At 50.7% G+C, this 10,358-nt stretch carries 13 protein-coding genes; 8 read left to right on the top strand and 5 right to left on the bottom strand.

Going from position 1 to position 10,358, the window contains the following annotated elements:
* Positions 1 to 16: 16 nt before the first annotated feature.
* Together MTX78_RS20485 and MTX78_RS20480 are read left to right on the top strand one after the other, a co-directional pair.
* Positions 17 to 1,045, top strand: a complete 1,029-nt coding sequence (locus tag MTX78_RS20485) for a hypothetical protein (RefSeq protein WP_243797892.1) — start codon at positions 17 to 19, stop codon at positions 1,043 to 1,045.
* Positions 1,023 to 2,357 carry a hypothetical protein gene (locus MTX78_RS20480; RefSeq protein ID WP_243797890.1) on the top strand — a complete coding sequence of 445 codons (1,335 nt, stop codon included), beginning with the start codon at positions 1,023 to 1,025 and terminating at the stop codon, positions 2,355 to 2,357. The genes MTX78_RS20485 and MTX78_RS20480 overlap by 23 nt, the downstream gene beginning before the upstream one ends.
* 355 nt (positions 2,358 to 2,712) lie before the next feature.
* Here MTX78_RS20480 and MTX78_RS20475 read toward each other — a convergent pair whose 3' ends face one another.
* Together MTX78_RS20475 and MTX78_RS20470 are read right to left on the bottom strand one after the other, a co-directional pair.
* A complete protein-coding gene (locus MTX78_RS20475; RefSeq protein WP_243797889.1) occupies positions 2,713 to 3,882 on the bottom strand; it encodes an esterase-like activity of phytase family protein in 1,170 nt (389 codons plus the stop codon).
* A 216-nt stretch (positions 3,883 to 4,098) separates the two neighbouring features.
* Positions 4,099 to 4,932: an alpha/beta fold hydrolase gene (locus tag MTX78_RS20470; protein ID WP_243797887.1), complete on the bottom strand. Its 834-nt coding sequence runs from the start codon at positions 4,930 to 4,932 to the stop codon at positions 4,099 to 4,101.
* A 201-nt stretch (positions 4,933 to 5,133) separates the two neighbouring features.
* Here MTX78_RS20470 and MTX78_RS20465 point away from each other — a divergent pair, with 201 nt between their 5' ends.
* Both MTX78_RS20465 and MTX78_RS20460 read left to right on the top strand, forming a co-directional pair.
* The gene (locus tag MTX78_RS20465) at positions 5,134 to 5,811 is read left to right on the top strand and encodes a DUF6624 domain-containing protein (protein WP_243797885.1); all 678 of its coding nucleotides are present in this window, start codon (positions 5,134 to 5,136) and stop codon (positions 5,809 to 5,811) included.
* A gap of 80 nt (positions 5,812 to 5,891) precedes the next feature.
* Positions 5,892 to 6,320, top strand: a complete 429-nt coding sequence (locus tag MTX78_RS20460) for a hypothetical protein (protein ID WP_243797884.1) — start codon at positions 5,892 to 5,894, stop codon at positions 6,318 to 6,320.
* Between the two features lie 129 nt (positions 6,321 to 6,449).
* On the opposite strand, the gene MTX78_RS20455 is transcribed toward MTX78_RS20460, so the two are convergent.
* Positions 6,450 to 6,722: a hypothetical protein gene (locus MTX78_RS20455; RefSeq protein WP_243797882.1), complete on the bottom strand. Its 273-nt coding sequence runs from the start codon at positions 6,720 to 6,722 to the stop codon at positions 6,450 to 6,452.
* A 327-nt stretch (positions 6,723 to 7,049) separates the two neighbouring features.
* On the opposite strand from MTX78_RS20455, the gene tssD reads away from it, so the two are divergent.
* The 3 genes from tssD to MTX78_RS20440 all read left to right on the top strand — a co-directional run bounded on the left by tssD (position 7,050) and on the right by MTX78_RS20440 (position 9,041).
* Entirely contained in the window at positions 7,050 to 8,063 is a 1,014-nt protein-coding gene (gene tssD / locus MTX78_RS20450; protein ID WP_243797881.1) for a type VI secretion system tube protein TssD, read from the top strand.
* Positions 8,064 to 8,101: 38 nt separating this feature from the next.
* On the top strand, positions 8,102 to 8,428 hold the full coding sequence (locus tag MTX78_RS20445) for a YrhB domain-containing protein (protein WP_243797879.1): 327 nt from the start codon (positions 8,102 to 8,104) through the stop codon (positions 8,426 to 8,428).
* A gap of 301 nt (positions 8,429 to 8,729) precedes the next feature.
* Complete coding sequence (locus MTX78_RS20440; RefSeq protein ID WP_243797878.1) at positions 8,730 to 9,041, top strand: hypothetical protein; 312 nt, start codon at positions 8,730 to 8,732, stop codon at positions 9,039 to 9,041.
* 118 nt (positions 9,042 to 9,159) lie between these two features.
* On the opposite strand, the gene MTX78_RS20435 is transcribed toward MTX78_RS20440, so the two are convergent.
* Positions 9,160 to 9,450, bottom strand: coding sequence for a toxin-antitoxin system YwqK family antitoxin (locus tag MTX78_RS20435; protein WP_243797876.1), 291 nt, complete (start codon positions 9,448 to 9,450; stop codon positions 9,160 to 9,162).
* 290 nt (positions 9,451 to 9,740) lie between these two features.
* Between MTX78_RS20435 and MTX78_RS20430 the strand changes: the two genes are divergently transcribed.
* On the top strand, positions 9,741 to 9,905 hold the full coding sequence (locus MTX78_RS20430; protein ID WP_243797875.1) for a hypothetical protein: 165 nt from the start codon (positions 9,741 to 9,743) through the stop codon (positions 9,903 to 9,905).
* A 171-nt stretch (positions 9,906 to 10,076) separates the two neighbouring features.
* On the opposite strand, the gene MTX78_RS20425 is transcribed toward MTX78_RS20430, so the two are convergent.
* The gene (locus tag MTX78_RS20425) at positions 10,077 to 10,253 is read right to left on the bottom strand and encodes a hypothetical protein (RefSeq protein ID WP_243797873.1); all 177 of its coding nucleotides are present in this window, start codon (positions 10,251 to 10,253) and stop codon (positions 10,077 to 10,079) included.
* Positions 10,254 to 10,358 lie beyond the last annotated feature (105 nt).

Raw genomic sequence — 10,358 nt, 5'->3', positions numbered from 1 at the left:
GATTTTTTGACAAAAGATGGAATCTCTTAGAAAATCAGTACAGGGTGCTATTGGTAGTTTTTTGTATAAAGAGCGTTTTCAAGGGCATGACCAAATTGAGGATGCATTACTTATAACCATAGATGAAATATCGGATTACTATGAAGAGGGGCAGCAATTATTTCCGGAAGTATTAGTTGCGAATAATTTAGATATTGTTATGCAGCCAATACCTCATCAAAATATAAAAATTGGCAAAACTACAATCGAGTCAAATAATTTCAAATTAGCTATTAAGCAATGCGCGCCTCTTTGCAAAGACGGATGGGTTATGTATATTAATCTTGAGGAAAATGAAATGACTTATGGATTAATATCTGCAGAGTTAAGTTCTATTAGTCTTACGTTATTGGACCAGCTTAAGTCACAAGATTCATCTGACAATAGTTATTGTACTGCTTATATTCGACGTAATACTGCCTCCTCAGTTGAAGTGCAAGGAAGAAAAAATAGTGTTATTATTGAGTTTTCACTTAAGGAGCAAACTGATGGTGAAACAAATCATATAAATAGATTGTCAAATAGCATTTCTCAAAAAGCTGAACATTCTGAACAAATAAACATTGCATACCATATAGAAAGACTTATATCCGACGCCGCCAGAAGTGGACACGGGAATTTAATAGGAGTAATAGATCATGCTGATGAAGCTTTGCAAAGGCTTAAAGGTGAAGTCTCAGAAGGAGTATATCTTGAAAAGCCAATTGATCTTTGCGAGCTGTTAATATTATTACATGAAGAAAAATCAAGCCAGTCTGATTTTAAGCTTAGACTTTATGTAAGTGTTGTTAAGTCAATGTTAAACAATGATGGAATAACTATATTTAATAATAAAGCTCAATTAATAGGTTATCACTTATTGATACCCAATCCGCAAAATTCACCACCACCAAAACTTAAAGAAGGAACTGGTACTAGAAGTAAGGCATTCGACACAATGGCAGCTTCCGGAATGTTTGTATCAGGTTTTTTTAAATCTCAAGATGGAAGAGAAAGATCATTCTAATAATACACCTATGTGGATGGGTGGAAGCGGAATTTCGATACCAAGTTCTGCTAAGTCCGCTAAACAAATAGTTGTTCTTGCAAATGCATTGACGCCTAAGCAACAAAAAAATATTGTTACCGCTGTAAATAATGAGTCATATGAAATGGCTGCTGAATTTGTTTGGAAGCGTTCAATAGCTCGCTTGCAATCTATTCTTCACAGCTTAGGTATGAATTTTATAGGCGAAATGCTGAATCGTTCAGATATTGATACCGGTAGTATAATTGAGAATGAGCTAACTGAATATTCAACATTAAAACTTGCAGAACAGCTAGGAATATTTAATTCAACAGGGGCTTTTAGATTAAGGCAATCCCTTGAATTAGTTAATCATTTTGTAAGACTAGAGAATTCTGAGGAAAGAGAAGATGCAGAAGAGTTATCTTACTTTGATGCAATGAGTATCGTTAAAAACTGTGTGCAATATGTGCTAGGCCAGCAAAATATTACAGTTGCGATAGAATTTTCAAAGCTCAGAAATAGATTGCTATCGGAGACATTATCAATTGAAGACCCTCAAGTTGAGCAATTAATTAATTCGCCTGCATTTTACTTGAGTACAATAATTACAACGCTGTTGTCATCAATCAAAGAAGCTAAAGGCGCAACTGTTACCCACGCCTTAACAAATTTAAATGTTCTTATCAGTCCTATATGGAAGAATTTACCCGAAAAGGATAAATTTAGTCTTGGAAGTAGTTACAGAGACTATATAGCAGATGGAAATACTGATATTGCCAATGGAATTAGATTAGCTCTTCTTAAAGTTCAGGGATTTGATTATGTGCCAGAAACACTGAAATCTGCTACGTTCTCGAAAATTGCTAATCAAGTAATAGATACTCATTTTAGTAGAAATAACTTTTATAATGAATATTCGATTGTAAACACATTAGCCAATTTGGGAAGTAGTATTCCAAAAGACGCTTTCTTAGATTGTATACAAGCGTATTTGGTGGTATATATAGGAAATAGATGGGGGTATGCTAGAGATGCTGCCCCTATAGCATACAAACAGCTTACTAGCATACCAGTAGAACGATGGGAATATTATATAAGTAAGGTTTTGAAAGACGATGATATAATATTATATAAACTATCGGAAGACATACCGTCTACGAGATTTGTAGATTTATACCATTCGCTTAAGCTAAATATGCCAACAGGATCGAATAAACAGATGTCAAACCTGATTCGTAGTATAAATTCTAAATCGTACCAAAGCGTCAAGAAAGCTGCTGAATCAATAATTAAAAGCAGAGAAAATTAAAACAACAAACTTGTAGAATGATAAATGGAAGAACGCTGATAAAAACTTTAACCATAATAAAGCCCCTGACCACACGGCCGGGGGCGTTGTATTAAGCTACTACCAGGAGTGGCGGCTACTCGGCGGCTTGGTGGGCGGGGGCGCTGGCGGTTGAGGCGGCGGTTTGCTGGCCGGTTACCGACAGAATTAGCTACACGGTTTGGCGGGCTGGTGCAACAGGTTACGGCAAACCAGCAGCGGCTACTATGGCTGTAACGCTAAGGCATTGCTGATGCGTGGCTTCAAACGCAGAAGCGGAAGCCCGGTCGTATCCGAGCTTCCGCTTCTGTGCTGACAGCCTACGTGAGCTGGCAGGCTAGGGCATCACTTCAAAGGCCAGGAACTGTGAAATCTGGGTGGCGCCGAAGTTATCATCCGACACCATAATCAGGGACGTGTGGCCGTTCGGCAACTTGGGGCCGAAGGTCATGCCCTCCAGGTTATCAACTCGCCGGATACCCGTAGTGGCCACATCTAGTACCATGCGTTTCGAGACGGGGGTGTAGCTCGCATTGACCAGCCCATTCAACGACGAGACGTCGGAGGCCCCCGCCAAGTCGATTTCATAGATTTTCACCACGTAATCGGGCGTGGCCCCAACGGCGAAAGAACGCTCCATGGCCAACAGCTTGGTTTCCGATAGCGCCAGTACTTCCACTACCCCGTTTAGCTGAAACTGAGTGGCAGGGATGGGAGCGGTGTGTACGGCATCTAGCTTGTAAGCAAACTGGGCAACGGGCTGCCGGGTGGCTTTATCATACTTAACAAGGCGAATGACAGCGCCCGCCGCACCGGCACTAGCACGCGGGCCATCTTCGTAAATCGGCTCTTCTTGCGCCGTGAACAGATACCGGCCATCAGGCGTGATGGACAGCCCCTCGAACGAGCCGTTGGAGCGCGTGCCGTTGTCGGTGGCCTGCATACGGAACAAGGGGGGCAGCGCAAAGTCGGCTACGTGCGTACCGTCGGGGTTGGCTTCGCGCAGAAACGGATTAATTAGCGCTGGCGGGGTGATGCCCACGTTGCGTATTCCCTCACTCGACCAAATCAGGTGCTTGCTGGCGGCATCGTAGCGAATACCTTCCGGGTCCACTGTATTGTACGGGTCGGTGGCGGCGCTGGGAAAATTGCTGCCGTCGGGCCGCTTGATGGTGGTTACGCCAGTAAACGTTACGCCCGAGAAGGTGGTCTCATTGAAATCCAGGCTAGCGGTGTAGTACCGCACGGGCTGAAACGTTGCGGCATCGTCGCACATGATGTAGTACGAGTTGTTGTCGGGGCGGTAATCAATGCCCGAGAAGCCACCGAGCGTTGTGCCATTGTAGTCCTGTTTGAACGGCACAATCTTTTCGCCGATGAACCGCAACGAAGACACACTCGTGGGAGTGGGTAACTCCGTATCCGAATCATCGTCGGAGCAGCCCGTAACCAGTGGCACAGTTGTACATGCCAAGAAAAGAGCCGCAATTGAGAAGCACTTACGCATTTTGTAAGGAATGAAGTAGGGAACACACAAAAACGAATCGGCAAATAACGCCATTGTTCTAGGGGCCTTGATTACGCTAGCATTATATTTCTACTAGGAATAGAACAATTGGAAGCGCTTATCTGCGCAACACGTGTTCCGAAAACTTGAATCACAATAAAGCCCCCAACCTACTGGCCAGGGGCTTTCTGCTCTTATTATTGCCTGAAGCAGCGGCTACTCAGCGGCTTGGTGGGCGGGGGCGCTGGCGGCTGAGGTGGCGGATTCCCGGCCCGTTACCGACAGAATCAGCTGCACGGTTTCGGTGGGCTGGTCCCAGTGCGGGAAGTGGCCGCAGTGGTCGAACCAGTACAGGGAGGCATCGGAGAAGGCGGCGGCGGCGCGGCGGGCCTGGCTGGGGAAGCACACTCGGTCTTGCCGGCCCCACCCAATCACCAAGGGGTGCCGTATGCTGCCGCGCGGGGCGCCCTCCTGCTTTTTGCCGTAGGCCAGGTCACGCAGTAGCTCATCGAAGATAGGCGTGTGCACGAAGCTGCGCAGTTCGGATAGCGCCACCGCGGCAGGCACGCGCCACGGCCGCGCCGAAAACTGCGCCAGCAGGAGCGTCCTCCCCACAGTGTTGGTGGTGAGAGCCGACAGCGCCGGTTCCACTGCCCGCAGCAAGCGCACCGAGCCGGCAATGGAGTAGTAGAAGAACTGAATCTGCCAGCGCTGCCAGAACCCGCCGGGGTCGAGGGCTACCACGGCGCCCACTGTGCCGCGCCGGGCCAGTTCCAGCACCATCCGCGCGCCCATCGAGGAGCCCACGCAGTCGATGCCTTCTAGGTGCTGGGCGCGCAGCCAGTCGGCTACGGCGTCGGTGAGGGCGTAGAAGGTGTTGAGGCCGGGGAGCGGGGGCGTCTGGCCGTGGCCGGGCAAATCAATGGTTATTACTTCGCGGTGGGCAGCCAGCTCGTCGAGGATGGGGTTCCAGGAGTTGCTGGTGCCGCCAATGCCGTGGATGAGCAGGAGCGGTTTGCCGGAGCCGTGGCGGGTGTGGTGCAGGTGCATAGGTGGCGTAGGGTAGGGGGTGGAGCTGTGCCAGTGCCCGGCCGGCTATTCGTAGCCGAGCGCGGGCACTGGTTGAGTTGGTAGTACGTGGACGCCAGCCAAACAGCTACCGTACTGGTTGCTTGTGTCTAAGGAGAAGCTGTATCGAGCAGTAGTACAATAAAACAGCGTGGTTATCGTGCAAGGCATTTACTTGCTGCTATGCATTATATCCGCTACGTTCTATTCCTTGTAGGGCTGTTGCCGTCCTTGTCCGCTAGTGCCCAAACGCCACTGAACTGGCCCTTGAAGTGGGAACTGGACCGTATAGATGCGGCAGACCAATATTACCGGGAACTCCTGCTGGGTGTTCCCGGCATTCGTCCGCGCTACGAGTCACTGACGGGTATTAGCTGGCTGATGACGGCCACCGACTCCGTGCACATCCAACGGATTGCCCAACTCATCAAGCAGTACGGCTACCCCGGCCGCACGTTAGTCGGCAGCCCCACCAACGAGGTAGCCTTGCTCGTGATTCAGCACTCCTCGCGCATTCCGCAGTATCTGCCGCTCATCAAGCGCATGGCCGACCAAGGCGAGGTGTCTTTTGCTACTTACGCCCGGATGCTCGACCGACACCTGATGCAGCAAGGTAAAATGCAGCTCTACGGCACCCAGGGCTGCGGCTATACCGTGCCCTCCCCAACCACTGGCAAACCCGAGCAGGTATCGTTTATCTGGCCCATCGAGGATGCCACCCACGTAAATGAGCGCCGCAAAAAAGCCGGTTTCGATTCTACGGTAGAGGAAAATGCTCAGCGCCTCGGCATCGAGTACAAGCCCCTGACGATGGCCGAAGTCCAGCGGATAGAGCAGGCCGCCAGGGGTACGCAACACTAGCTGTTTCGGTGGGAGCAGGGACGGGGCGGTGCGCAAGACGTGCCCGGAGGCCTATCTTGCCCGGCGAATTCGCTGCTGTTATGACGCTCTTCACTGTGAAAGCCTTGATTGCCTTTGCTGGCATTGCCCTCACGCTTGGGGGCTGGTTTTTTGACGCCATCAAGAAACCTTACACGCACCTGTTCAACCCGCACTGGCTGCCACACGCCCGCTACCACAGCGCCTTATGGCTGTTTTCCATCACGCTGGCGTGTGGGGTGTCGCTGGGGTTGCTGTGGGGCCACTACCCTGGCCAAGACTCGCAGCTCGCCGTCTGGATGGCAGCCTTTCTGCCCGGCTTGTTCTATTTGTCGTTCTTTCCATCCCTGCTGTTTCGCAATACCTCGTCCTGGGACGATGGTGAAACCCCGTTCCTGCCTGTCGCTCCGCAGCTTTTAGTAGCTACTGTTATGCTGTTTGTGCTTGGTGGGGCACTCTGGCTGGATACACAGCTGCGGGTGCCAGCCTAATGGCTTACCGCCTGCTGTTTCAGGCAGTGTCACTGGTTTTCTGCGCCCATAAACAAAGAAGTCCCGGCTGCCAAGCCAGGACTTCTTTGTTGTTAACAGGCAACAAGTTGCCTAGCAATGAATGGCTGCTCAGACGTGCGGGTTGCCGGATAACCATTTGCTGGCTTCGCGGCTTACTAGCCCTTGGAAGCCTTCCATGTCCTCAGGCTTCAGCGTAATACCCGACGACTGCTCGTAGATTTCGCGGAGGTTTTCAGCTAGCTGTTTGGTTTTGCCAGGCAGGTTTTCCTCGTTTACGTTTTCTTCATCCAGCATGCGGTGCAGCTCTTCTTTTGGAATGGGCGAGAGGCCGCCTGGCGTTTCCCAGCTTCTATCAACGTTGGAGTTTTGGTCTTGGGCCATGGTCTGTGGTGCTAATTCAGGGTGAACGAATCGTTTTCCTACGTAGAAACAAATGCCCTTGTTGACTCTGTTTTGGCCTTTTCTATGGTTCTTCCTCCCGGCCAGCAGGGAAACACAACCTGCGTTGTTCAGCTTCCATGCCCACCGTCGAGGCCGTGTTGAGGGCAAGCGGTGTGGAGTGGCTTACTGCTGAAGCTGGGCTGGCTGCTTACTTAGCGCGGCAGCAGCTTGTTGATTAAGCAGCTTGTGCCAACTAACCTGAGAACGTACGGCTGAGCTGTATAACTTTCCGTATATCTTGGCTGCCGTTACTTATCTTATCGATTGATGCCTATACTACACGCCGAAATTCAGGTTGGGGGCCGGCAAGTGCCCTTTGTTGCCGGTTCGTTCTCCTTCTGGCAAATCACCGACTACATAGGCCGCCCCAGCACCGACGTGCGCCTAGGCCTCATCGAGCTGACCTTAGTAGGAGAGGCTGCCACCTGGAGCTTCTGGGAAGACTGGATGCTCGACCCGCACCGCCGGCAAAGCGGCCGTTTGATCTTCTTTCAGAACGAAGACCAGAAAGCCAAGACTGTCATCTTCTACGATGCGTTCTGCGTGCATTTCGAGTGCCGTTTCGATGCCCGCGGCCAGTACGGCCATGGTTCGTTCGAAACTGAAATCCATCTTTCTGCTGCTGCCAAGGAAGTGCAGGGCCAGTTCTCGGAGGCGCACAGCGTCATTCCCTGGGATGCTGATAAGGATACCCGCTACCGGGCCCTCACCAAGCCTAAGGAATATTTGCCGTCGGCAGCACTGGCTGTTAAAGCGTTAGGTAGTACTCCCGAAAACCTTCCTACTAGCGGTAGTTCTGCCAGTAAGCGTGTGCCTGTCTTGCTAGCTATTGCCAGAGCCGTAAATCCGCTTAATGGTCAGCAAAATTGTACTCATATTACGGAGGCAGTAGTTGCCCGGCTGCGTGGCACTAATCCTGATGCTGTTGCGCCAGACCTGCCGGCTCGCTCGTTGGCAGAACTGGAAGCAGTACATAATACCACAGTGGAGTTTGGTAAAAACTTCTATGATATATTCAAGCAGATACAAGAGGCAGAAGAAGGTACTGCTGCCGTAGTAGTTACGCTGCCTAAAGAAGGTGGAATAGGGCACGTTGTAACTATCACCAATCATAATGGTACAGCTACCATTATAGAGGGTCAAGATTGGGGGCCAGGACTTACTAAAGAAGTTATTACTAGTCCTTCCCGAGCAATTCGTAGGTATGGCGATGAAGAGGCTGTGCATGTTGGTCTGGGCCTCATTCCATCCCCAACTTCACTCGCCAATAGCTTGGCCTAAGTTTCAGACTATATTTCTCACTTATCTCTTCAGAGCACATGCTTACTCGAGAAGAAGCCCGGACAATTGCTTTCACTTTTATCACCGACCTAGCCCAAAAAGCAGGTCGGCAGTATGTCATTCTGGAAGAGAAAGTCATCGAGAAACCCTACGCCTGGGTATTTCCCTTCAACACCAAAGAGTACGCCGAAACGGGTAATGTGCGGGCCATGGTGCTGGGTACAGGCCCCATTGTAGTAAACCGGCAAACCGGCGCCGCCCTAATGGCTCCACCCATGCCCATCCAGCAGTATCTTACGCAATACGAAGAAACTTTGCCAACAAACTTTCATTCTCCCGCTACAGAAGATGGAAACACTAGGTGAACGTAACATCCTACGCATCCCGCTGGCAGCCTTGCAATTTGCTCCTGATATTCGGACGAGGATAACGCAAGATGAGGCTGCTTTTCGACAGCACTGACTCCGCCTCTATAGCGACTACGACCCAGAGGTGTTAGAACGTCTGCGTGCGCAACTTCGGTGGGCCACATAAAACCCATACTACAACTTTCAGGGCGTACTGATTGATGTAAAAACTGCCAGCGAGGATATCCTCTTCTATTTCGCCTTTCTGCTGTACGTGCTTGAGCATGCCCAGGCATCATAATCCAGAGGAGCACCCAACATGGAAAACCTCGGCCCGCTTAACTTTCTGCGTATCCCGCTCTCCAACTTGTGGGACGCCCCCGATATCCGGCAGCGGATAGAACAAGCCGATGCCAGGTTTGGCCCCCGAATGCTGCGCTGGTACTGCCGTTACGAGCCTGAAAATAGAAAGGCAATCCGCACCCAGTTGGAATGGGCTGTGCAACATCCTGCCTATGATTTCAAGAATATCCTCCTTGATGCGAAGACGTCTAACGAGGACATTCTGTTTTATTTCACTTTCTTGCTCCGGTTGATTGCGCAGGAAAAATGCGCTGTCGAGGAGCTGTAAATAGCAGAGTAACTAGGTTTTCCTGATCCGCCAACCGGCCGTGAAGTAGTGGGTGCGAATCCCACTATTCCACGCACGGCTATCCATTGTGCGGGCTGTTTTTCAAGGCAACGTGGCACTAGCTTTTACATGGGCAGTTCCGCTTGCTAATGCGGCGCCCTCGCTTGTACACTTCCTCGCTTACTTTCCGCTCGCTCGTGTAGTATTCCCATAAGCCGGTTTTCACGCCCTTGCTGAACGTGCCGCTGCTGTGCCGGTCGTGCACCGTGTAGAGCGGCGGCGAACTGGTGTCACGTGTTGGGTCGGGCGGAGCAGTGAATTTAGTAATCTCGTAAATGGTATAACGCCCGTTGGGGGGCGTCTGGCTATACTTCAGGACGTAGTGAATACTGTCGGTGGTACGAAACATGTCTGACGAGACAATTGCGCCCATCGGTATTTGCTTCTTCTGTTGGCCTACACAGCTAGCGCAGTTGGTTAGTATACAGAGCGGCAGAAGTAAGTAGGAAAGCAGAAGTTGCTTCATTTTCTGAATGCTTTGGTCCCATATAACTGGTGCTTTATGGGCTTAAATATGGTGTGAAGCGTACCAAACTGCTCCCACTTGAACTGCCTATAGCTTTTGGTTTGCCCCACGAAGTTGGCAAAAACTACCTTGCCTGCCCACCTTAAGGAGTAAGGCTGAGCCAGCAACTACTCTTGGAAAAACTGCGTGTCGGTGCCGCCTTCAGTAAGTACAAGCCAGATACCCGAGCTGCGCCCTTCACTGTTCACTACACCATGACGGCCCTGCGACTGAAACATGCTTTGCTGGAAGCTAAAATAGTGTTTAAACAGCGTGAGCTGGTGAAGCTGCGCCACTAGTACTACGCTCTTGCGGTGGCAGGTAGAGAGGCTTGCGCTTCGTTCTTGAGTTTGTACTTGCCAATCTGGGGGAAGCGCTGCTATGGTTGGCTTGCAACGAAAAGAGTCCCGGCTGTTAAGCCGGGACTCTTTGGGTAGGAGTAGCAGAGAGCTACGCGTCTTGTAGGGTGGTTAGAAGCCACTCACGTTCAAGCGCCCACCGGTTACGCACTTGCCAGCCAACGAAGGCGTAGGCACCGCGCTGTTCAGAATAGCAGCCTTGATAGTGGCGGCCGAAGAACCGGGGTGGGTGGTGAAGTACGGGTCGGTGGAAGCTGCTGTGTGCTGGAAGGTAGTTAGGCTCGGCAAATTCCACTTCGGTGTTGCCTTTGATTTTAGAGAGTGCCTCGATAGCGGCCAGAGGCGTGTGCACTCCATCAGCCACTGTTTCCGAGAGTGTTGTGTGCAGCGCGA

It is taken from the genome of Hymenobacter tibetensis (genome assembly GCF_022827545.1).
Taxonomy (GTDB): Bacteria; Bacteroidota; Bacteroidia; order Cytophagales; family Hymenobacteraceae; genus Hymenobacter; species Hymenobacter tibetensis.
Note: the sequence above shows the minus strand (reverse complement) of the source record. Positions and strands in the feature narration are given on the sequence as shown.

Excerpts from the sequence above, each read along its gene's own strand:
- MTX78_RS20485 (WP_243797892.1), top strand. The coding sequence starts at position 17 with ATGGAATCTCTTAGAAAATCAGTACAGGGTGCTATTGGTAGTTTTTTG.
- MTX78_RS20480 (WP_243797890.1), top strand. The coding sequence starts at position 1,023 with ATGGAAGAGAAAGATCATTCTAATAATACACCTATGTGGATGGGTGGA.
- MTX78_RS20475 (WP_243797889.1), bottom strand. The coding sequence starts at position 3,882 with ATGCGTAAGTGCTTCTCAATTGCGGCTCTTTTCTTGGCATGTACAACT.
- MTX78_RS20470 (WP_243797887.1), bottom strand. The coding sequence starts at position 4,932 with ATGCACCTGCACCACACCCGCCACGGCTCCGGCAAACCGCTCCTGCTC.
- MTX78_RS20465 (WP_243797885.1), top strand. The coding sequence starts at position 5,134 with ATGCATTATATCCGCTACGTTCTATTCCTTGTAGGGCTGTTGCCGTCC.
- MTX78_RS20460 (WP_243797884.1), top strand. The coding sequence starts at position 5,892 with ATGACGCTCTTCACTGTGAAAGCCTTGATTGCCTTTGCTGGCATTGCC.
- MTX78_RS20455 (WP_243797882.1), bottom strand. The coding sequence starts at position 6,722 with ATGGCCCAAGACCAAAACTCCAACGTTGATAGAAGCTGGGAAACGCCA.
- tssD (WP_243797881.1), top strand. The coding sequence starts at position 7,050 with ATGCCTATACTACACGCCGAAATTCAGGTTGGGGGCCGGCAAGTGCCC.
- MTX78_RS20445 (WP_243797879.1), top strand. The coding sequence starts at position 8,102 with ATGCTTACTCGAGAAGAAGCCCGGACAATTGCTTTCACTTTTATCACC.
- MTX78_RS20440 (WP_243797878.1), top strand. The coding sequence starts at position 8,730 with ATGGAAAACCTCGGCCCGCTTAACTTTCTGCGTATCCCGCTCTCCAAC.
- MTX78_RS20435 (WP_243797876.1), bottom strand. The coding sequence starts at position 9,450 with ATGTTTCGTACCACCGACAGTATTCACTACGTCCTGAAGTATAGCCAG.